The organism is Intestinirhabdus alba, from assembly GCF_009711095.1.
GTDB classification, from domain to species: domain Bacteria; phylum Pseudomonadota; class Gammaproteobacteria; order Enterobacterales; family Enterobacteriaceae; genus Intestinirhabdus; species Intestinirhabdus alba.
This window is the reverse complement of sequence record NZ_WMJZ01000018.1, coordinates 70907-90872: the sequence shown is the minus strand read 5'-3', so window position 1 is coordinate 90872 and position 19966 is coordinate 70907. Positions and strand designations below refer to the sequence as shown.

Genomic DNA, 19966 nt, shown 5'->3' with positions numbered 1-19966 from the left:
CTAGCAACTTTACCATTTACATCATAAATTTAAAACGGAAGATGAAGCACACTAAGCTTTATCCCTCCCCATAAAATCATTTTGAAAAAAATAAATAACTGTAATTGTCAAGCTTATTAGATTAGACGCAATTATAAAGTAGCAGCATATGAAAAGTTAAATTATTTATTAGAGCTCTCAAGGAGTAAAATATGCCAACTTCAACTTTACATACCAGGCAGTATCGTGCCACCTGTCACCCAAAGCTCATTGGCGAACACTGCTAATATACCTATTGGAAAAACACTTGAGGCTGGAGTTAAACGATACGCCAATTTGCAGTGAGTCAGATATTCAGTAATACATCGAGGCAGGGGTTACCCTAGCAGATGCTATCAATTTCCTAGTGAAAAAATATGACCTGGTGCGCATTGATTCCCGTGGGAATACCTATCCAGAGTCAGAAATTTTCCTGTCCACTACTGATATTCTGAAAGCAAGTCACGCGACCGGATTAACGCAGCGCAATATCAGTTAAACACTGCGCACCGCTCTCCAGATTCATCTTCCTACAGTTCCCTCATTTATCTGACCACACATAATGCCCCAACCATTACCGGCAGGGGCATTTGTTTTTATGGAATTTTTTACGGTGCAAACAGGACCCAAAATGACTACCGGAAACACTGAGCTATTTAACTCAACAAATATTGAACGCATCATCAATTTTCTGGTCGCAAAAGCACGGTCGGTTCATTCAAATCTGCCTGAACTTTGAGTGTCACAATTAATTCCTTATTTTGATGATGAGGACTTTTTATAATCCGACTACTTTCACGCTGAAAGGTTAGCCATCAGGATGATCTGGGTCGTTAGCTCAAACCATATTAATCAAATTACGCCACGATCATGAGGCAGCCTCTCGCTCTGAAGCCACAAACCGATTTTAACCATCTGGTATTAGCGGCACAATCTCTTACTGTTAATACTGCGTACCGTTACCTGTAACGTGGGGTATTATTGTGCAAATCCTACCGTGGATAGCCCATAAAAAAATCAAAATCGATACTGAAAAATGCTAAAGCAGTAACCGGTTTTAATTAATCACTACGCGAAAATCATTACCCCTGGAGTCCAATAGTGAATTAATTCTTAACAGTTCAACCATGAAAGTTTCGACACCGAGCGACTTTCTGTCAACCTGTCGATAACTTCCCCGGCGTTATTCGTACATTTTTTCAGCTTTACAATTTACAAACATATTATCTGGCCAGCAGGCTTTGTGGCTTCTGCTGGTACATCATGATAAAATATATAAAAATGAATATTAACAGTATTAACTGAGGACATAATGGCTATTCCTTTCACGATTTCAATTCCCACAGCGCACGGTCAGATGCTGGTAAACCGCTATGATATCAATCAAACAAATTCATTAATTAAAACCTGCGCGGGTCCTGATATACAGCAGATTAGTATTGCGCAACATATTTGTAGCATTGCGCCGGAAGGCAGCGTTATGCTGGATATTGGCGCAAACTTTGGCTCCTATGCGCTAAGCTGCGCCTCCGCGTTACGGGACAAGGGCGGCATAGTACATGCCTTTGAAGCTCAACGCATTATCTCCTATATGCTGAGCGGCTCTGCGGTGCTTAACGGCTATGAAAATCTGTTTGTACACCATGCCTGCGTGGGTAACGACGTCTGTGATATTCCCATTCCTCGTTTTGATTACACAAAACAGATGAATTTCGGCAGTATTGAATTTGGCAAAGAGCAGAAAGAACAGCTGCATCAACAGCGCGGTATTTCCAACGAATCCGTTAAACAGGTCCGCATTGATGATTTTAACTTTGAGAAAGTTTGCTTCGTTAAAATTGATGTTGAAGGGATGGAAACCAAAGTCCTGGAGGGCGCGATTGAAACCTTCCGCAAATCAATGCCGGTTATTCAGATTGAAATTCTTAAATCCGATCTCAAAGAAATTTTTGAAAAGGTAAAAGCGATTTCAGAAGATTACATCATCTGCCGCTACGATGACTGTGACGTTATTTGCATGAGCAGCGAAAAAACGGCTTCTTACGGTATCGATATTAACAGCCAGGAAATCATTAGATTTTAATCGGCGCACCGCTGTAAGAAGCGTCTTCCCGGCCGCGCTGATTCTGTTTACGCGCCCCCGCTTACCAGACGAGAAAGGGGCGTCTTATTGAAGACTTGTCCGGATAGCGTAATGCTAGCCCACGGCCGTTCACTCCGGTATCCCGACAACGCTACGCTATTACGCTCCGCCATCCGAAAACAGCCCGACCGCCGTGCAATTTCCACCGCGGCCGTGCCCCTCTTTGTCGCTTACCGTGCCTGGCGGCCGGCAAACTGCTCTGAGATAAACACCTCATGGCGAATGTTGCGGGCGCAGTAGAACGTCCCGTCCCTGAGATAAAGCTTATACAGGCGCTTTTTATCCGCAGGCACCGGCAGCTTTGACCGCTCAATATCCACCAGCTCTTTCTGCACCCGATAATGAACGGCGTTCTCCGTCTCAAAAGTAACGTATTCACAGGTGGCATAAAGCTGGCTCTTTAACTTTACATAGATAATATACTGCACCGTGCTCAGCGACAGCCCGGTGCGGGAAGCTATCTCCTTTAAGCCCGGTGCCTCGGCGGATTCATACAGCTTCCGGACCTGCTCAATTCGCTTCTGGTTATACGCTGAAACACGCAGGCTGAGCTTCAGCCGATAGGCCATATTACGCACCACCGTAATATTGGTATTCAGCATCTGCGCAATCTGCTGCGTTGTCAGAATACCTGCGTTTGTACGCAGGATCGCCAGGCTCTCTTCATTCCATATAAAGGCCATCCGTACGGCTTCTCCCTGCTTTAAATCCTATTGCGCCGCCAGGCGCGCAAACGTTGCTTCTAATTCCACCGGTTTTCTCATTCCCTGGTGCAGTTCCAGGACCCGCCCCTGCGGATCGATAAGCACCGACGTCGGCGTACCGATAATCCGGTAGCGCTCCTGGGTGATCTGCAGCTGATCGCGAAGCACCGGATAGGAAACCTGATGCTTCGCCAGCAGATTATCCAGACTAACCGCCTGCGGATCGGTATTGATCGCCACTACCACCACCTTATCGCGCCACTTTTTACTGAGCGCCTCCAGAGCATCCATCTCCGCCAGACAGCCGCTGCAGCTGGCGGACCAAAAGTTCAGGTAGATCGATTTCCCCTTCCAGCGTTCCAGACCGGACTCATTGCCCTGCAGATCAAACGCCGCCAGCGCCGGGGCCGGCTCCCCCGTCGCCAGCTTCTCCTCCTTACACCCGCCGATCAGCGCCACCAGCGAGAAGATAACAACCTTAAGCCAGCGCATGATGATCCGCCCCTTCGCCTAAATATTTGCCGTGCTGCAGACGTAAAATGCGATCGGCAAACTGCCCGAGCGCCGGGTTATGCGTCACCATCACAATGGTGCGCCCCTGGCGATGCAGATCGGTAAGCAGATCCAGCACCCGCTGCTCATTCTCTTCATCCAGATTGCCCGTCGGCTCATCGGCAAAGATGACCGGCGGCTCGTTGACCAGCGCCCGGGCGATACAAACGCGCTGCTGCTCACCGCCGGAAAGCTGGCTCGGAAGATGGGTCACGCGATGCCCCAGCCCCACCTGTTCAAGCACTCTCCGCGCGGCCGCCTCGTCCACCACGCTGTGGTAGTGCTGGGCCAGCATGATGTTCTCCAGCGCGGTTAAAAACGGAATCAGGTGAAACTGCTGGAACACCAGACCAATCTTCTCCGCGCGAAAACGACGACGCCCCTCTTCGTTCAGCGCGGCGGCGTCGGTGCCGTCGAGAAATACCTGGCCCTCCGTGGCGGTATCCAGGCAGGTAAGAATATTCATCAGCGTGGTTTTACCGGAGCCGGAGGCCCCCATAATGGCGACAAACTCGCCCCGGATAATGCGCAGGTTAATATCGTCCAGCGCGGTAACGTCACCGAACCGTTTATAGAGATGGCGCGTTTCAATCGCCATCTGAGGGATCTGCGTCACGGACATGGCGCTACTCTCCTTTCAGCACTTTAGCCGGCTCGACGCTGACCGCACGCCGCACCGGAACAATCGCCGCCAGAATGGCGACCAGTAAAGACAAGACCAGGGTAATGGGCAGCACCGGCAGGCGCAGCGAAATCGCCGCGTTAAAGACCGTCAGCCCCAGCAGCTGCGCCAGCAGATAGCCCAGCACCCAGCCGCACGCCACCGCCGCCAGCGCGATAATGCAGGTTTCCAGTAAAATCTGCTTCACGATATCGCTATTGCCAGCGCCCAGCGCCTTCTGCAGAGCGAACTCGCGGGCGCGCTCGCCGACAATGGCCATCAGCGTGGTGTTCACGCAGAGGGAAGAGAGCGCAAGGATCACAATAGATACCAGCCCCATCAGACCTTTGATCTTATCCAGCACCTGGCCCTCCGAAGCGGAGACCTTGCGCACCGGGCGGATCTCCAGATCCGGATACCGGGCCTGCAAACGGCTGGCATAGCTTTCCACCTGGCCGACGTCATTGCTTACGCTCAGCAGGCCGTGGCTGATTTTATCCGGTTGTTGTAGCCACGCCTGCGCCACCTCCAGGCTCACGATCAGCATGTTGTCCGTGGCGTCACCCGATTCAATGACGCCTTTAATCTGCAAACTTTTCCGCCGATTGTGATCCACCAGGGTAATGCTGTCGCCGGGCCGGACGTTGAGCCGCTCCGCCAGCTTAACGCCGATCATCGCGTTGCGATCGTCAAAGCTGACGCCGATCCAGCGCCCCTGCACCTGCCAGTAGGGCACCAGCTTTTGCAGCGACTCAAACCACACCCCGACCATCACCACTTTCTCCAGCTCGGTGCGGGCCATCCCGTAGAGCCAGGGGCTGGCACCGTGGACCAGCCCCTGCGGAGCCGCATCCAGGATAGCCTGCAGCTCCCGCTGCGGCATAGCATGGCCGTGCCCAGGGCCGATGTAAAAGTTAGCGCCGAAGGTGCGCAGCTCTTCGCTCATTTTGCTATTAATGTCGAACCACACCGCGCTGAGGGCGGTGACGATGGTCGCGCCGACCATCAGCGCGGCAAACACCACGCTGACCCTCTGAAAACGTAAGCGCAGGGCGCGCCAGACCAGCAGCCAGAGCATTGTGCGTTTAGCGGCCATACAGCACCTCCACGGGGTAGAGACGCGCGATCCGCCGCGCCGGGAACCAGGTGCCGATCAGGGCGATCAGCACCGCGATAACCAATACGCACGGCGTGACAATCCAGGCAAAGTCCAGCGGCGCGCTGAAAAGCATCATGCCGATGACTTTCGCCATCCCCCATCCGGCGAGGCACCCCAGCGCCCCGCCCACCAGCCCGCTGGAGGCCGCCTCCAGGTAAAACAGCAGCATAATTTGCCATTGGTGCGCGCCGAGCGCCTTCATCAGGCCAATCTCTCTGGCGCGCTCCATGATAGTGCTGGTCATCAGCGAGGCGATGCCCATCGCCGAGGCCGCCAGCGCCGCGATGGTCACTACCGCCATCAGCAGCTGAATTTTATCGATAACCACCCCTTCTGAGGCGGCAACCTGCCACACAGGACGAACCTCCGCGCCGGAGATCGCCTCCTCCAGCTGATGGGCGATCGACGAAACGTAGGCGGTGCAGTACCAGAGGTCGTACTCTTCGGCATTCAGCGCGTCCAGATTCTCCCGCGCCCGGCGCGAAAGCGCGTTTTCCGGCACCGTCAGCGCCGAAACGCGGATCGCCTGCACCCTGCCCGGCAGCCCCAGCAGCGTCTGAACGGTGCCAAGCGGCATCACCAGCTGGTTATCTTCGTCACCGCCGCTGGACAGCACGCCGCTGACGACAACCGTGATGGCGGTTTTTTCACTCTGCAGGGTCAGCGTATCGCCCGGCTTCCACCCCGTTTGCCGGGCCAGGGCGTGGCCGACCAGCGCCTGCGGCACCGCCCCCACCGGCTCCTGCGGCCAGCTGCCGGTCACCTGCCAGTACGGGCTGACCGTCTTCTGCCCTGTTTCATATCCCTCTTCGTCAGGAATAGCTACCGGCTGGCTGAAGAAGGTGCCCAGAATACGCACCTCCCTGCCGTCAACGACGGCCTCACCGCCCAGTATGGGCGCAAAGCCGACAATATTGTTGCGCCAGAAAATATCCTTAATGTTGGGCAGCTCCGCCTCATCAAGAAAGTCCTGGCCCGACAGCGGATTTCGGCTCTCGCTGAACAGCGCGGGCAGCGTCCCCTGCCCGGCCGGTTCGATCAGAATATTCGCCCCATAGGACTTCAGCTCCCTGGACATCTTGTCACCGATATCAATAGAGACCGCCAGCAGCGCCGAGATCAGGCTGGAGGCGAGGAACACCGTGATAATCGCCAGCGCCTTGCGCCGCAGATTGCGCCCCCAGGACTGGCGTAACATTCGCCACAGCATGGCTACTCCTCCCTCAGTTCCGCAGGTACGAACTGCTCCGGGGTTTTACGGAAGCGGTCGTAATTCGCTTCTGACGAGAAAAACCAGGTCCTGCCGCCGTAGCTGTATTTGTATTCCGCCGAGGTGTTGGTCAACGTCGAACCATCCACCGGATCGGTGACGTTAATGGTCATGACCGTCGAGAAGTAGAACGTTCCCGCCGCCAGCGCTTTACCGGGGATCACCAGCTCTTTCTCATCGTTACGCCACTCTTCAACCGGCACCGGATTACAGCCCCCAGGCTTGCCGATGGAAGGAATAAAAATATGCACCCCGCAGGCGACGCAGATAACCTGGTTCCCCTCCATCACGTAGCCCTGATCGCCGCACAGCAGGCAGGCGTCAAAAACCACCCCAAAACGGAGCTTGTCGGGATAGCGGTTAATCACAAAAAATCGTACCGCTTTGCCATCGTCCGCCACCCAGACGAACCGGTGCAGCTTACCGTCCCGCAGTTGCTCCACCGGCAGGTGAACCATGCCGTCAGAGGCCAGCTGAACCGGAACGGCGGCAGAAAGCTGCGGCGGCAGCGAGGCGACCTTATCCCACCACAGCTGGCCGGCCAGCACCGCCACCGCGCAGCCCACCGTGACCAGCCAGAGACGCAGCGCATTACGCCGCTGCGCCAGCGACAGCCGGAGCGCGATGGGATCGGCCGTTTCCCGCGTCCGGCGATGCCTTTGCAGCAGCGACGGCAGCCAGCAGAGCGCCAGCAGCAGCAGAATTCCCGCCCCGGCCCAGTTGTACAACGGCGCATTGTTCGTGGCTTTCGCCACAAAGCTCAGCAGCGGCTTCGCCAGCGGCAGCATCTGTAGCTTCATCATCATCAGCAGCAGATTGCCGCTGAGCGGCAGCCACAGCATAACCATCAGCAGGAGAGTCAGCGGCCAGAATAGCCCGCGAAGACGGCGCAGCAGCATGGCGCAAAGCACGCCAGCCAGGCACAGCAGCGCAAAGGCCATGACAATCGCGGCCAGGTTAAGCAGCAGATCGGTATTTAACACGTGGGTGCTGGTCAGTCCGCCGAGATTAGGGTCCAGCCCCCAGTGACGGGCGGCACCAAACGCCAGCACGCCCTGCCACAGATAGCGCAGCCGGCCTCCCGCCCACCGGATGCTGAACACAAACAGCAGCGTAACCAGCAGCTCCGCGCCCGCCAGCAGCAGCTGTATCATCCCGGAGCCGTGCAGGGTGAACCCCGCCGCGACGCCAAAAAACAGCGCCGTCAGCAGCGTCCAGACCAGCGGACGTAGTGCGGGCGGATCGTTTCGGCTCCAGAGGACGCCAGAAAGCAACGCGATGCAGAAGAAAGCCTGGAGCGTTGTGACGAAAAAGTAGCTCATGACGTAAACTCAGAACGGCGGATTATCTGAAGCGATACCGGGACAGTCTCTACCTGCCCCGGCGCGGATGTGGTTAATTTAAACCGACGTATTTGAACTCATAGCTGACGTCAAAGGGCTTCCACCAGCGGCCTACGCCGGTTTCACCGTCGGTGTGGCGATGCATACCCGCTTTTGACGGCGGCTCGATATGGTAGGTCACCTTGTAGTTGCCCACGCCCATCATCTTGATGTTCGCGCCGTAGTGAGGGCCGTCGCTGGCCACCATCGGCATAAAGGTTCCCTCCTGTTTTTCGCCGGTGTCGCTGTTGACGAGAACATAGCTGATGGTCAGATAGGGGATCCACTCGCCTGCCCCGAAACCGTTTTTGTTACCCTCCACGGCGTGAATATCGGCCTCAAGGTGGATGTCCGCTTTTGCCGCCGGCAGCCCCATACCGCGCGGCTCCATATCAATCGGCTGCAGGTAAACGGCAGCCAGCTCCATTTCATTCATCGTGACAGGCTCGCCCGCCGGATACTCTTTAAAGGCAAACGCCGCCGGAGCGGTAAAAATAGCGGCCATCACGGCACCGGCAATCAGGGTTTTCTTCATGGTCATCAGACATATCCTCTCGTCTAAAATTACAGCTACAAACCCGCCATACTTCAGGTCAGTGGCGCTGAACCCCGGAGGATCCTCGCTCTCGCCGCCGTTCCGTACCCTGCGCCAGGGCGGGCAAAAATTAATTTTTTATCGGTTCCCCTGGCACCGCGTTCCGGTGTCGCATCACCCACAGCGCCACCAGCGCCGCTCCCAGCAATAGCGCCTGGGGCAGCAGCGTTTCCACATAGGGGTAAATTCCCAGCCAGCTGATTTCCGGGAAGCCGTTAATCAACGTCGGCTGGAACAGCTTACCTTCCACCAGCTCCAGCACCCCTTTGCCCGCAAAAACGAAGGCCATCAGGTACATAAAGCTGCCGGTAAACATAAAGAAGGGTTTCAGCGGCAGCCGCACCACCGAGTAGCGCATTACCAGCCATGCGATCAGCAGGACCACGCAGCCCGTGACAAAGCCCGCGCCGATCGCCATATGCCCGGCGACGTCCTGCGCATCGCCAATCAGGGCGTAGTAGAAAAGCACCGTCTCCGCCCCTTCGCGGTAAACCGCCAGAAAGCTGGTCAGCCACAGCCCGACCAGCGAACCGCGGGAGAGCGAATGGGAGAGCTTGCCCTCCAGCCAGGCCTTCCAGTGCCGCGCTTCCACCTTCGACAGCAGCCAGTAGCTCATAAAGAACAGCATCACCACGGCAATCAGCATCGTCACGCCTTCCAGCAGCTCGCGGCTGGCACCGGAGCGGGTGAACAGCAGCTGGAAGATGGCCGCGGTGATCACGCTGGCAATGAGGGCGACCACCACCGACTGGCGAATCAGCGGCAGCTTGTCCTGATGATTGTTTTTCACCATGTAGGCGACAATGGCCGCCACGATTAACAGCGCCTCCAGTCCTTCGCGCACGATAATCATCAGGCTGTAAAGCAGCAGGCTCCAGCGGGTTTCCGCGCCTTCTCCCAGCATCGTCACCGCCTTTTGCAGATCCTGCTGCAGGGCTTCGGCCTCCGCCTGCAGCCTGTCTGCCGGCTGTCCGGCCTTCATCAGGCTGACCAGCCGCGTGAAGTAGGCCTCCAGCGTGGTTTTAAAGGCCGAATCACGGGAACCGATTTTATTTTCCATGCCGCTGGCTTCGAACTGGTCGAAGTAGATATCCTGCACATCCAGAATCGCGCTAGCCGCATCGCCGCCCTGGTAGCGGGCAATCGCCTGTTGAATGCTCTGGTTGATGCCGCGTGCCACCTCGCCCCAGTTGGCCCGCGCGCCGTCGTCGCCTGCAGCCGGGCTGTATTCCGCGCTTTGCGCAGCGGTGGTCTGCTGCTCTTCGCGGGTTGTCGGCAGGCCGGGCAGAATATCCTCAATATCCTGCAGCAGATTTGTCACCTGGTAGGCGACGTCGTTAAGGCGATCCGGCTGCCCGGCGAGGGCGATCAGCGCGGTAAACTGTTGGTTTATTGAGGCGGCCGCTTTCGCCGATCGGTTCTGCCTGACCGACATCTCCATCTCAGAATTTTTAAAACCCTGATAGTGCGCCTGCTGAACCTGCTGGCTGGCCGAGGCGTAGTTTCCGGCCTGATAATCCGTTACCGCCCGGGCCAGCAGATCGTCAATGGTGCGGAAACTCTGCTGCCAGTGGGCGGCAATATCCGTTCTGGCGTGCACGCCGTGCTGCGCTTCGGCCACCAGCCGGTGCCCGTCGTTCAGGAGCGGCTCCACTTCGTGCAGGGAGGCCTTCAGCCAGTCGATTTTCGCCTGCACCTCGGCGCGGTCCTTTTTCTCGCCGATCAGGCGGCGGATCTCGCCAAAAGCGCTCTCCATCTCATAGCTTTTACTGGCGGAAATATTGATGCGAATAGGGCCTTCGAGATTTTCAAACACCTCAAAATAGGCCATCTGTACCGTACGCCGCGCCTCGTCGGGCTGCTGCTGAGCGTAAAGCTCTGCCGTCTTATCAAGACGCTGCTCAATATCCTTAATAAACGGGCTGTAGTTTGCCGACGCCCACGCGCTAACGCTTACGAGCAGGCTAAAGAGAGTCACCAGCAGAGACAGACTGAGTTTACGCACGTTATGCACCAGATAAAACAAATGATAATTATTATCATTATTAACTTTACCCGTTTTGTACATGATCTAAGTCACAAAAAATTCAATGAACGGCGGGCGATTTACGTTAATTTTGAAAAATGTGATGAAACAAAAGTAGAGAAGCGGATGGTGTTAAAGATTAAGCACTCCAGAGGAGCAACAAATAAAGAAGAGAAATATATCCCCTTTATTAATTAACCGCTGAACTATTCGTACACCTACGAACTGACGCTGGATTAAAATATGGCCTGCTCCTGAATAATACCCCGGATATAATTATGGCCATATTAATTATAAGTTCTTTGCCAGCCGGTGGCGCAGACAGAAACACCATCGGCCGCCAGCGTTGTCTGGCCTGCGTTCATTTGTAGCCCGCCCCGGCATAATAATATGGCGATGAATCAGGATATCCCCCACCGGCAAATAAGAGGCGTCAGCGCGAAGCAGGCGCGGCCGGTGACGTTATCTGTCTCCCCGGCCAGCGCATTAACATCGCGTGGTTCGCCCAGCCGGTCGTGTGGCGATACTGAAAGAGCGTGTTTGCCGCTGCGATATTCGCGATACACTCCCCCGTCACAGGACGGTTTATTCATTTCACGATCGCGCCTGTCCCCGCAGGGGAAGTTGGTCTATGGTGAATCAGAAGCGTCATGAAGGAGGTGGGTATGTATCAACCTGGCGATCTGGTGCAGCCGCGCGTGGGCGGCCCTAAGCTGAAAGTGGTGGAAGTTAACGAGGATCAAATTATTGCGGTCCGGGTCGGCGACGAGCAGGGCGAAAAGTTCACCCTCAAAGCGGTGGACGTCACCCTCTACAGCGAAGATGGCGATTTCGGCGTTTGCTGAACGTCGCCGTACCGCCCGGCAGCGCTGCGCTGTCCGGGCAAATGGCTATGTGAGTTAGATCAGAAAATTATCCAGGGTTTTCCCCGCAGCCAGCGCCTGGGCGATCGGTTTTGGCATTCGCCCCTGCCCGGTCCACGTTTTGCTTTCACCGCGATGGTCGGTAAAACGGTACTTTGCCGGGCGCGCCTGCCTTTTTTTAGCCGCGCGGGAGCCGGTAAAATGATTATCCAGCAGATCCTGCGGGTTAATTCCGTCGGCCTTCATCAGCTCCAGCCAGGTGTTTATTTTTTCCAGCCTGTCCGCTTTCTGACGCTGCAGCTGCTCTTCCTCTTCACGCCGTTCTTTAGTGACCACCCTGAATTTTTCAAGCATTTCTTCAAGGACGTCAATGGAGAATTCGCGAGCCATGACACGTAATGTACGAATATTATTTAAGTTCTGTAACATCAACTTCATAATAATGAAAACCTTTTAACGCAAAAAACAAAAACTTTTAGCCTGGATAGTGTAGGCGATATTCTATCACCGATCCAGAGGAACCCGTCATTATGTAAATAATTCCATTGAACAGATACGGATAATAACTGTCGCCGCGATCTTAGCTAAATAATTTTAGTATCAGAAGGTAAACCACTTTGAAAAAACGTAAGGCGGGTTCCGAAGAGACAAGCTCCTAAGGTCAAATCGCCCGACAGTTGATGGGAAATTTACCAGAAACGTATTTGCACAGCGCGGGGTGAGGTGCAGGAAGGCCACTTAAATTTCGGGAACAGGGTGAACGTAATAACGGATTAATCGGTCGGGATCCGGTTAGAACGCCCCGCAGCGGAGTGATGAATACTCATGCATCGATAACGAATACAAACCCAACCGGCAGCAGTGGAATTTTACGCTAAGAATAACGCTTTCATTAAGATTAAAACTCCAAAAAACTAATTTTAAGCTGCGCAGAACGCAACCCACCGTTTCCCTTTGCTGCAATCCCATTGCAACTATATGATTATTAACAAATTTAGTTGAAAAAACAACGAAAATTCTGTCTCAATTTAAACCTGACGCCACGCATGGTTTTTTATCTAAAAAAATAAGATAAATAAAAATATTTCGCTAATTGAAAGAATATTCATAGAAATATAACCTACACATCAGCGAAAAAACCAACATAAAACGCCACCAAAGTTTTTCAATCCCCTGAGCCCAGTTATCAGAAGGAGCAGTAGCATGTTTTCACCGCAGTCACGCCTGCGTCACGCTCTGGCGGACACTTTTGCGATGGTTGTTTACTGTTCCGTCGTGAACATGGCAATCGAGATCTTCCTCTCGGGAATGTCCTTTGAACAGTCCCTTTCATCCAGACTGCTCGCCATACCGGTAAACGTTCTGATTGCATGGCCATACGGCATGTATCGCGATTTTTTTATGCGTGCAGCCAAAAGCGCGGGTTCCGCCGGCTGGGTGAAAAACATACTGGACGTGCTGGCGTACGTGACGTTTCAGTCCCCGGTGTACGTCGCCATTTTGCTGGCGGTGGGCGCTGACTGGCATCAGGTTACCGCCGCCGTCAGCTCAAATATTGTTGTGTCGATGGCCATGGGAGCCGTTTATGGCTATTTCCTCGACTATTGCCGTCGGCTGTTTAAAGTCAGTAGCTACCGTCAGCTTAAAGCCTGAAAAACGCTCCGCGACCGGTGGCTAATCCCGTCGCCTGATTATTTCTCATCGCCAAAAAGGCCGGTCAGATAACGCTCCAGCGCAACACGTGAGCTAAATCCGTGCGGAATACCGTAATGCTCATGAGTCTGGCCCGCTAAATAAAGGGGAAAATGCTGATAATGCGCGCACGTTTTAATATCGGAAGCGGGTTCAGCCAGCGATGAACTACGCTCTTTAAGGGTCGGATGAATTATCAGCGCGGTGCGTCCCATTCGCGCTTCCCGATTAACATAGACATAATTCTCGCCGCGCCGATACCCGTAAGTTTTTGGCGTCACCGCATCAATGGTAAAGCCGGCTTTTTCAAGTACGCGCGCCACCTCATCAGGTCGTAGATACATATTTTTTCCTCGTCATCTTTTACGGCGGGCCTACCTTACCTGAATCGGCATTAACAGTGCTTTCAGAAAAATCCATAAAGGCGTTAATAAGCAGAAACGGGAGACGGCAGATAAAAAATATGGTCTACACTGAAAGTTACAGGACAAACAACGGAGAATCATATGCTTAACCGACCGAACCCGAATGATGTAGAGAACGGCGTGCAGGATATTAATAATGATGTCAGCCAGCTGGCGGACAGCCTTGAGGCGGTTCTGAAATCCTGGGGAAGCGACGCCAGGGATGAAGCGGAAAGCGCCCGGGCGAAAGCACAGGCGATTCTGAAAGAGACGCGCGCCCGGATGCATGGCCGTACCCGCGTTCAGCAGACGGCACGTGACGTGATGGGCTGTGCAGATACCTTCGTACGTGAAAAACCCTGGTGCAGCGTAGGCACGGCTGCGGCGATGGGCATTTTCATCGGCGCTCTGCTGGGGATGCGTCGCTAACGCCCCTTTGTCACACCGGAGCCGGAGGTGCCTGCGCGCCTTCCGGCGCACGGTTCCGGCATCTGCCGCAGCTGCTGCGCAACCCGCCGCGCCATTTCCGGCGACGTGATATTAATGCAACCCTCCCTGCCCATGCGATACCAGCGGCTTAGCGCCTGAATCGCCAGCCGGCAGCGGCGTCACCTGCTCCTGCTCAATCATCTGACGGAGCGCATAACGCCCGAATCGTCCGCACCACACCGCGGGTTTTGATACGTCCTGCTCCCCACTTCGGCAAACTTCCGCTATGATTGCTTTTCCAACATATTTATCTGTCCAGCGATCCCCTTATCATGACCCGATCCTCCCACGCGCTTAGCCCCGCGCTGATTATTTTGATGTCGATAGCCACCGGCCTTGCGGTCGCCAGCAACTACTACGCGCAACCGCTGCTTGATACCATCGCCAGCCGTTTTTCCCTGTCCGCCGGTGCCGCAGGCTTTATCGTCACCGCCGCGCAGCTGGGCTATGCCGCCGGGCTGCTGTTACTGGTTCCGCTGGGCGATATGTTTGAACGGCGCGCGCTTATCGTCTCCATGACCCTGTTGGCGGCAGGCGGCCTGCTGATTACCGCCAGCAGCCAGTCCCTCGGCATGATGATTCTCGGCACCGCGCTCACCGGCATGTTCTCGGTAGTGGCGCAGCTGCTGGTGCCGATGGCGGCCACTCTCGCCGCCCCGGACAAGCGCGGCAAGGTGGTGGGCACCATCATGAGCGGCCTGCTGCTGGGCATACTGCTGGCGCGCACCGTCGCGGGCCTGCTGGCCAGCCTCGGCGGCTGGAGTACCGTATTCTGGGTGGCGTCCGCGCTGATGGCGTTGATGGCCCTTGCCCTGTGGCGCGGCCTGCCGCGGCTGAAGTCGGAAACGCATCTTAATTATCCGCAGTTGCTTGGCTCGGTCTTCAGCCTGTTTATCCACGACAGGCTGCTGCGCACCCGCGCCCTGCTCGGCTGCCTGACCTTTGCCAACTTCAGCGTTCTCTGGACCTCGATGGCATTTCTGCTGGCGGCACCGCCGTTTAACTACACCGAAGGCGTCATCGGCCTGTTTGGCCTCGCGGGAGCCGCCGGCGCGCTGGGTGCCCGCCCGGCGGGCGGCATTGCCGACAAAGGGCAGTCCCACCTGACCACCACCGTCGGCCTGCTGTTACTGCTGCTCTCGTGGCTGGCAATCTGGTACGGTCACGTTTCGGTACTGGCGCTGATTGTCGGCATTCTGCTGTTAGATCTTATGGTTCAGGCAATACATATCACCAACCAGGCGGTGATTTACCGTCTTTATCCGGACGCCCGCAACCGCCTCACCGCGGGCTATATGACCAGTTATTTTATTGGCGGGGCCGCTGGCTCGCTGATTTCAGCTTTTGCCTGGCAGCATATCGGCTGGGCCGGCGTCTGCCTGGCCGGGGCGTCAATAGCAATACTTAATTTACTGGTCTGGTGGCGAGGTTTTCACCGACAGGAAGCCGCTATTTAAGCAATTAGCAAGCGTTTACCTTTGATTTAACGCCTTAGGGTGTTAAGGAAACCCGCAGTCTGATAAGGTTATCAAATTCATTTACCCCGGTTACTTTTATATCGGTAAAGTATATTCATCCTTATGGAAAGTGCTGTTCCACCGTCCACTAGCGGACCGTCCGGTTTAACGAAAGGTCTGAGAGGCAGTTTACCGGGTGCCACTGGCTATCCTCCCACCGCCTTTGCTTCTGCCCGTAACGCCTCTCTTTCGGGTTTCCCCCCCGCCCGGAACCGCTCTTTACCACCGGCGTCAGCCAGCTTTCCCTCTCATTTAACAGCCACCCAGTGCCGATGCGATCCCGGATCGGCATCCCGTACACACCGAACCTTATCGCCCGTGCCGGATGTTTCCGATTGCCACCGTTGTATCAGTTCCGGCCAGCGCATGGGATAAAAAATTATTTTATCTGATAATACATTTACTTTATTTGTCACCGTCGTTACTATATCGGCTGAAATTAATGAGGTCATGCCCAAATGGATAGTTCGTTTACGCCCATTGAACAAATGCTAAAATTTCGCGCCAGCCGTCATGAAGATTTTCCGTATCAGGAAATTCTGTTAACGCGCCTTTGTATGCACATGCAGGGTAAACTGCTGGATAATCGCAATAAAATGCTGAAGGCTCAGGGGATTAACGAGACATTATTTATGGCGTTGATTACGCTGGAGTCTCAGGAAAATCACAGCATTCAGCCTTCCGAACTAAGCTGTGCGCTGGGTTCGTCGCGGACCAACGCCACGCGCATCGCCGACGAGTTAGAAAAACGCGGCTGGATCGAACGCCGAGAAAGCGATAACGACCGCCGCTGCCTGCACCTGCAGCTGACTGAAAAAGGCGATGCCTTTTTACGCGAGGTTTTACCGCCGCAGCATCACTACCTGCACCAGCTCTGGTCCTCACTCAGCAACGACGAAAAAGAGCAGCTCGAGCGCATCACCCGCAAGCTGCTGGTCCGTCTCGATCAAATGGATCAGGATGGTGCTATTCTTGAAGCGCTGAGCTAGCGCGTCGACTCGCTCTAAATCCAGATTAAGAAAAGAATACTGACTGGCCAGCTTATCGCTGGCCTTTCTGATGAACAGGTCGGCTCAGCCGATGTAAGAATAAGATCGTGGAGAACAACATGAGCGTAAATGCGGAGACTCAAGCCCCGCAGCAACCGGCGAAGAAGAAAAGCAAACGTAAAGGAATGCTGCTCCTTCTCACCTTGCTCTTTATTATTATTGCCGTGGCATATGGGATTTACTGGTTTCTGGTACTGCGTCATTACGAAGAGACAGATGACGCATACGTGGCGGGGAACCAGGTACAGATTATGGCGCAGGTGTCCGGCAGCGTGACAAAGGTCTGGGCCGATAACACCGACTTTGTTAAGCAGGGCGACGTGCTGGTTACCCTGGACCAGACGGACGCCAGGCAGGCGTTTGAAAAGGCGAAGACCGCGCTGGCCTCCAGCGTGCGCCAGACCCATCAGCTAATGATCAACAGCAGGCAGCTGCAGGCCAACATTGAGGTGCGGAAAACCGCGCTGGCCCAGGCGCAAAGCGATTTTAACCGCCGCGTACCGCTGGGCAACGCTAACCTTATCGGCCGTGAAGAGCTGCAGCACGCGCGGGATGCCGTTGCCAGCGCCCAGGCGCAGCTTGACGTTGCCGTTCAGCAATACAACGCCAATCAGGCGATGATTCTGAACAGCAGGCTGGAAGATCAGCCCGCAGTGCAGCAGGCCGCGACCGAAGTGCGTAACGCCTGGCTGGCCCTGCAGCGCACCAAAATCGTCAGCCCGATGACCGGCTATGTCTCCCGCCGCGCCGTACAGCCCGGCGCGCAGATAAGCCCGAGCACGCCGCTGATGGCCGTGGTGCCGGCAACCAATCTGTGGGTGGACGCCAACTTTAAAGAGACCCAGCTGGCGCATATGCGCATCGGCCAGCCGGTGACCGTGGTCAGCGATATCTATGGCGACGACGTTAAATACACCGGTAAGGTTGTGGGTCTGGATATGGGAACAGGCAGCGCCTTCTCGCTGCTGCCGGCGCAGAACGCCACCGGCAACTGGATCAAGGTGGTTCAGCGCCTGCCGGTACGCATTGAGCTGGACGCCCGCCAGTTGGCGCAGCATCCGCTGCGTATTGGTCTCTCCACGCTGGTTACCGTTGACACCTCAAACCGCGACGGCCAGGTACTGGCAAGCCAGACCCGGACCACGCCGGTAGCCGAGAGCAACGCCCGTGAAATCAACCTCGAACCAGTCAATAAGCTGATCGAAGAGATTGTGCAGGCCAACGCTGGCTAATTCTGAGGGGCGTGTGATGCAACAGCAAAAACCGCTGGAGGGCGCGCAGCTGGTTATTATGACCATTGCGCTGTCGCTGGCGACATTCATGCAGGTGCTGGACTCCACCATTGCTAACGTGGCGATCCCTACCATCGCCGGGAACCTTGGCTCCTCCCTGAGCCAGGGGACGTGGGTCATTACCTCCTTCGGAGTGGCGAATGCCATCTCGATCCCGCTGACCGGCTGGCTGGCGAAGCGCATCGGGGAGGTGAAGCTGTTCATGTGGTCGACGGTGGCTTTCGCCATCGCCTCCTGGGCCTGCGGCGTCTCCAGTAGCCTGAACATGCTGATTTTCTTCCGGGTGCTTCAGGGAGTGGTCGCCGGGCCGCTGATCCCACTTTCCCAAAGCCTGCTGCTGAATAACTATCCGCCCGCCAAACGCTCCATCGCGCTGGCGCTGTGGTCGATGACGGTGATCGTTGCGCCGATCTGCGGGCCGATTCTCGGCGGCTATATCAGCGACAACTACCACTGGGGCTGGATTTTCTTTATCAACGTGCCGATCGGCATCGCGGTGGTGCTGATGACGCTGCAGACGCTGCGCGGTCGGGAAACCCGCACCGAGCGACGGCGCATTGACGCCGTTGGCCTGGCGCTGCTGGTGCTTGGCATCGGTAGCCTGCAGATTATGCTGGATCGCGGCAAAGAGCTGGACTGGTTCGCCTCCCAGGAGATCATCATCCTGACGGTGGTGGCCGTTATCGCCATCAGCTTCCTGATTGTCTGGGAGTTGACCGACGATAACCCTATAGTCGATCTCTCGCTCTTTAAATCGCGTAACTTCACCATTGGCTGCCTGTGCATCAGCCTTGCCTATATGCTCTATTTTGGCGCTATCGTGCTGTTGCCGCAGCTGCTGCAGGAGGTTTACGGCTATACCGCAACCTGGGCGGGGCTGGCCTCCGCGCCGGTGGGGGTGATTCCGGTGATCCTGTCGCCGATTATTGGCCGCTTTGCCCATAAGCTGGATATGCGCAGGCTGGTGACCTTCAGCTTTATCATGTACGCCGTCTGCTTTTACTGGCGCGCCTACACCTTCGAGCCGGGGATGGATTTCGGCGCGTCGGCCTGGCCACAGTTTATTCAGGGCTTCGCCGTTGCCTGCTTCTTTATGCCGTTAACCACCATCACCCTCTCCGGCCTGCCGCCCGAGCGTCTGGCGGCGGCCTCCAGTCTGTCAAACTTTTCCCGCACGCTGGCCGGTTCGATAGGCACCTCCATCACCACCACCCTGTGGACCAACCGCGAGTCGCTGCACCATGCGCAGCTCACCGAGTCGGTCAATCCCTATAACCCTAACGCGCAGGCTATCTATAGCCAGCTGGAAGGACTGGGAATGACGCAGCAGCAGGCGTCGGGCTGGATAGCCCAGCAGATAACCAACCAGGGGCTTATTATTTCCGCTAATGAAATATTCTGGATATCGGCGGGCGTCTTCCTGGTGCTACTGAGCCTGGTCTGGTTCGCCAAACCACCGTTTGGTGCCGGAGGCGGCGGGGGCGGTGCGCACTAGAGGCGAAACGAGAGGGAGCTGCGGATCCCTTTTTTATAGACAATAAGCCGGGCGGGCCTCCCCCCGCCCGGCGACGGCGGCTAGATGTGTAGCTCCTGCAGCTTCTCTTTCGGCAGGGCCAGCTCGTTGTTGCTGTTAACCCGAACGTCGCGCTCCAGAATATGACGCGCGATATCCTGCGCTTCGCTCAGGGAGTGCATTTGCCAGGTTCCGCACTGATAGACGTTCAGCTCCGGGATCTGCTTCTGATCCTGGACTTTCAGCACGTCAGCCATCGCCGCTTTCCAGGCTTCCGCTACGCGCTGCTCGTCAGGCGTACCGATCAGGCTCATATAAAAACCGGTGCGGCAGCCCATCGGAGAGATGTCGATAATCTCCACGCCGTTGCCGTTAAGGTGATTACGCATAAAGCCTGCAAACAGGTGCTCCAGCGTGTGGATACCTTTCTCCGGCAGTACCTCTTTATTGGGGATGCAAAAGCGCAGATCGAACACGGTAATGGCATCGCCATGCGGCGTGTTCATCGTTTTTGCTACCCGAACCGCCGGGGCTTCCATCCGGGTATGATCGACCGTGAAGCTATCTAACAACGGCATTTAGCCACCTCCGATAATTTTTTTAAATTAACTGAACTCTTTATTACGGGGCGAGTCTC

20 protein-coding genes and 1 pseudogene are annotated in these 19966 nt (G+C 55.5%); 10 read left to right on the top strand and 11 right to left on the bottom strand.

From position 1 onward, the window contains the following. Positions 1-220 precede the first annotated feature (220 nt). Both GJV78_RS13870 and GJV78_RS13865 read left to right on the top strand, forming a co-directional pair. Positions 221-517, top strand: a pseudogene (locus GJV78_RS13870) (TA system toxin CbtA family protein); the annotation flags it as partial. Between the two features lie 813 nt (positions 518-1330). Beyond that, on the top strand, positions 1331-2101 hold the full coding sequence (locus tag GJV78_RS13865) for an FkbM family methyltransferase (RefSeq protein WP_155108923.1): 771 nt from the start codon (positions 1331-1333) through the stop codon (positions 2099-2101). A gap of 230 nt (positions 2102-2331) precedes the next feature. Here the strand turns inward: GJV78_RS13865 and GJV78_RS13860 are convergent, their stop codons facing one another. The 8 genes from GJV78_RS13860 to GJV78_RS13825 all read right to left on the bottom strand — a co-directional run bounded on the left by GJV78_RS13860 (position 2332) and on the right by GJV78_RS13825 (position 10498). Further along, entirely contained in the window at positions 2332-2844 is a 513-nt protein-coding gene (locus GJV78_RS13860) for a hypothetical protein (RefSeq protein WP_155108922.1), read from the bottom strand. Between the two features lie 27 nt (positions 2845-2871). Beyond that, a complete protein-coding gene (locus GJV78_RS13855) occupies positions 2872-3357 on the bottom strand; it encodes a TlpA family protein disulfide reductase (protein ID WP_155108921.1) in 486 nt (161 codons plus the stop codon). Further along, positions 3344-4039, bottom strand: coding sequence for an ABC transporter ATP-binding protein (locus GJV78_RS13850; RefSeq protein WP_155108920.1), 696 nt, complete (start codon positions 4037-4039; stop codon positions 3344-3346). The genes GJV78_RS13855 and GJV78_RS13850 overlap by 14 nt, the downstream gene beginning before the upstream one ends. A 4-nt stretch (positions 4040-4043) precedes the next feature. Continuing rightward, positions 4044-5174, bottom strand: a complete 1131-nt coding sequence (locus GJV78_RS13845) for an ABC transporter permease (protein WP_155108919.1) — start codon at positions 5172-5174, stop codon at positions 4044-4046. After that, entirely contained in the window at positions 5164-6447 is a 1284-nt protein-coding gene (locus GJV78_RS13840) for an ABC transporter permease (RefSeq protein WP_155108918.1), read from the bottom strand. The genes GJV78_RS13845 and GJV78_RS13840 overlap by 11 nt, the downstream gene beginning before the upstream one ends. 2 nt (positions 6448-6449) lie before the next feature. Further along, entirely contained in the window at positions 6450-7829 is a 1380-nt protein-coding gene (locus GJV78_RS13835; protein ID WP_155108917.1) for a Fe-S-containing protein, read from the bottom strand. Positions 7830-7902: 73 nt separating this feature from the next. Then, positions 7903-8430 (bottom strand): iron transporter, encoded by a 528-nt coding sequence (locus GJV78_RS13830; RefSeq protein WP_155108916.1) that lies wholly within the window; start codon positions 8428-8430, stop codon positions 7903-7905. A 124-nt stretch (positions 8431-8554) separates the two neighbouring features. Next, on the bottom strand, positions 8555-10498 hold the full coding sequence (locus GJV78_RS13825) for an FTR1 family iron permease (protein WP_407929057.1): 1944 nt from the start codon (positions 10496-10498) through the stop codon (positions 8555-8557). 12 nt (positions 10499-10510) lie between these two features. Here GJV78_RS13825 and GJV78_RS22995 point away from each other — a divergent pair, with 12 nt between their 5' ends. Next, positions 10511-10708 carry a hypothetical protein gene (locus tag GJV78_RS22995; protein ID WP_167519574.1) on the top strand — a complete coding sequence of 66 codons (198 nt, stop codon included), beginning with the start codon at positions 10511-10513 and terminating at the stop codon, positions 10706-10708. Between the two features lie 467 nt (positions 10709-11175). After that, positions 11176-11355, top strand: coding sequence for a hypothetical protein (locus GJV78_RS13820; RefSeq protein WP_155108914.1), 180 nt, complete (start codon positions 11176-11178; stop codon positions 11353-11355). Between the two features lie 54 nt (positions 11356-11409). On the opposite strand, the gene stpA is transcribed toward GJV78_RS13820, so the two are convergent. Continuing rightward, positions 11410-11811, bottom strand: a complete 402-nt coding sequence (gene stpA, locus GJV78_RS13815; protein WP_155108913.1) for a DNA-binding protein StpA — start codon at positions 11809-11811, stop codon at positions 11410-11412. Between the two features lie 765 nt (positions 11812-12576). Between stpA and alaE the strand changes: the two genes are divergently transcribed. Further along, entirely contained in the window at positions 12577-13026 is a 450-nt protein-coding gene (alaE, locus tag GJV78_RS13810) for an L-alanine exporter AlaE (RefSeq protein WP_155108912.1), read from the top strand. Between the two features lie 38 nt (positions 13027-13064). On the opposite strand, the gene GJV78_RS13805 is transcribed toward alaE, so the two are convergent. Continuing rightward, the gene (locus tag GJV78_RS13805; RefSeq protein ID WP_155108911.1) at positions 13065-13409 is read right to left on the bottom strand and encodes a DUF2002 family protein; all 345 of its coding nucleotides are present in this window, start codon (positions 13407-13409) and stop codon (positions 13065-13067) included. Between the two features lie 162 nt (positions 13410-13571). Here GJV78_RS13805 and GJV78_RS13800 point away from each other — a divergent pair, with 162 nt between their 5' ends. From GJV78_RS13800 to emrB, 5 genes are all read left to right on the top strand, one after another. Further along, the gene (locus tag GJV78_RS13800; protein WP_155108910.1) at positions 13572-13898 is read left to right on the top strand and encodes a DUF883 domain-containing protein; all 327 of its coding nucleotides are present in this window, start codon (positions 13572-13574) and stop codon (positions 13896-13898) included. Positions 13899-14230: 332 nt separating this feature from the next. After that, positions 14231-15415, top strand: coding sequence for an MFS transporter (locus GJV78_RS13795; RefSeq protein WP_155108909.1), 1185 nt, complete (start codon positions 14231-14233; stop codon positions 15413-15415). A gap of 518 nt (positions 15416-15933) precedes the next feature. Further along, on the top strand, positions 15934-16464 hold the full coding sequence (gene mprA / locus GJV78_RS13790) for a transcriptional repressor MprA (protein WP_155108908.1): 531 nt from the start codon (positions 15934-15936) through the stop codon (positions 16462-16464). A 119-nt stretch (positions 16465-16583) separates the two neighbouring features. After that, positions 16584-17756 (top strand): multidrug efflux MFS transporter periplasmic adaptor subunit EmrA, encoded by a 1173-nt coding sequence (emrA, locus tag GJV78_RS13785; RefSeq protein ID WP_155108907.1) that lies wholly within the window; start codon positions 16584-16586, stop codon positions 17754-17756. A 16-nt stretch (positions 17757-17772) separates the two neighbouring features. Beyond that, on the top strand, positions 17773-19311 hold the full coding sequence (emrB, locus tag GJV78_RS13780) for a multidrug efflux MFS transporter permease subunit EmrB (RefSeq protein WP_155108906.1): 1539 nt from the start codon (positions 17773-17775) through the stop codon (positions 19309-19311). Between the two features lie 80 nt (positions 19312-19391). On the opposite strand, the gene luxS is transcribed toward emrB, so the two are convergent. Beyond that, positions 19392-19907 carry an S-ribosylhomocysteine lyase gene (gene luxS / locus GJV78_RS13775; protein WP_155108905.1) on the bottom strand — a complete coding sequence of 172 codons (516 nt, stop codon included), beginning with the start codon at positions 19905-19907 and terminating at the stop codon, positions 19392-19394. Positions 19908-19966 lie beyond the last annotated feature (59 nt).

Bases quoted from the DNA above. Each gene is read 5' to 3' on its own strand.
- GJV78_RS13865 (WP_155108923.1), top strand. From the start codon at position 1,331: ATGGCTATTCCTTTCACGATTTCAATTCCCACAGCGCACGGTCAGATG.
- GJV78_RS13860 (WP_155108922.1), bottom strand. From the start codon at position 2,844: ATGGCCTTTATATGGAATGAAGAGAGCCTGGCGATCCTGCGTACAAAC.
- GJV78_RS13855 (WP_155108921.1), bottom strand. From the start codon at position 3,357: ATGCGCTGGCTTAAGGTTGTTATCTTCTCGCTGGTGGCGCTGATCGGC.
- GJV78_RS13850 (WP_155108920.1), bottom strand. From the start codon at position 4,039: ATGTCCGTGACGCAGATCCCTCAGATGGCGATTGAAACGCGCCATCTC.
- GJV78_RS13845 (WP_155108919.1), bottom strand. From the start codon at position 5,174: ATGGCCGCTAAACGCACAATGCTCTGGCTGCTGGTCTGGCGCGCCCTG.
- GJV78_RS13840 (WP_155108918.1), bottom strand. From the start codon at position 6,447: ATGCTGTGGCGAATGTTACGCCAGTCCTGGGGGCGCAATCTGCGGCGC.
- GJV78_RS13835 (WP_155108917.1), bottom strand. From the start codon at position 7,829: ATGAGCTACTTTTTCGTCACAACGCTCCAGGCTTTCTTCTGCATCGCG.
- GJV78_RS13830 (WP_155108916.1), bottom strand. From the start codon at position 8,430: ATGACCATGAAGAAAACCCTGATTGCCGGTGCCGTGATGGCCGCTATT.
- GJV78_RS22995 (WP_167519574.1), top strand. From the start codon at position 10,511: ATGATAATTATTATCATTATTAACTTTACCCGTTTTGTACATGATCTA.
- GJV78_RS13820 (WP_155108914.1), top strand. From the start codon at position 11,176: ATGTATCAACCTGGCGATCTGGTGCAGCCGCGCGTGGGCGGCCCTAAG.
- stpA (WP_155108913.1), bottom strand. From the start codon at position 11,811: ATGAAGTTGATGTTACAGAACTTAAATAATATTCGTACATTACGTGTC.
- alaE (WP_155108912.1), top strand. From the start codon at position 12,577: ATGTTTTCACCGCAGTCACGCCTGCGTCACGCTCTGGCGGACACTTTT.
- GJV78_RS13805 (WP_155108911.1), bottom strand. From the start codon at position 13,409: ATGTATCTACGACCTGATGAGGTGGCGCGCGTACTTGAAAAAGCCGGC.
- GJV78_RS13800 (WP_155108910.1), top strand. From the start codon at position 13,572: ATGCTTAACCGACCGAACCCGAATGATGTAGAGAACGGCGTGCAGGAT.
- GJV78_RS13795 (WP_155108909.1), top strand. From the start codon at position 14,231: ATGACCCGATCCTCCCACGCGCTTAGCCCCGCGCTGATTATTTTGATG.
- mprA (WP_155108908.1), top strand. From the start codon at position 15,934: ATGGATAGTTCGTTTACGCCCATTGAACAAATGCTAAAATTTCGCGCC.
- emrA (WP_155108907.1), top strand. From the start codon at position 16,584: ATGAGCGTAAATGCGGAGACTCAAGCCCCGCAGCAACCGGCGAAGAAG.
- emrB (WP_155108906.1), top strand. From the start codon at position 17,773: ATGCAACAGCAAAAACCGCTGGAGGGCGCGCAGCTGGTTATTATGACC.
- luxS (WP_155108905.1), bottom strand. From the start codon at position 19,907: ATGCCGTTGTTAGATAGCTTCACGGTCGATCATACCCGGATGGAAGCC.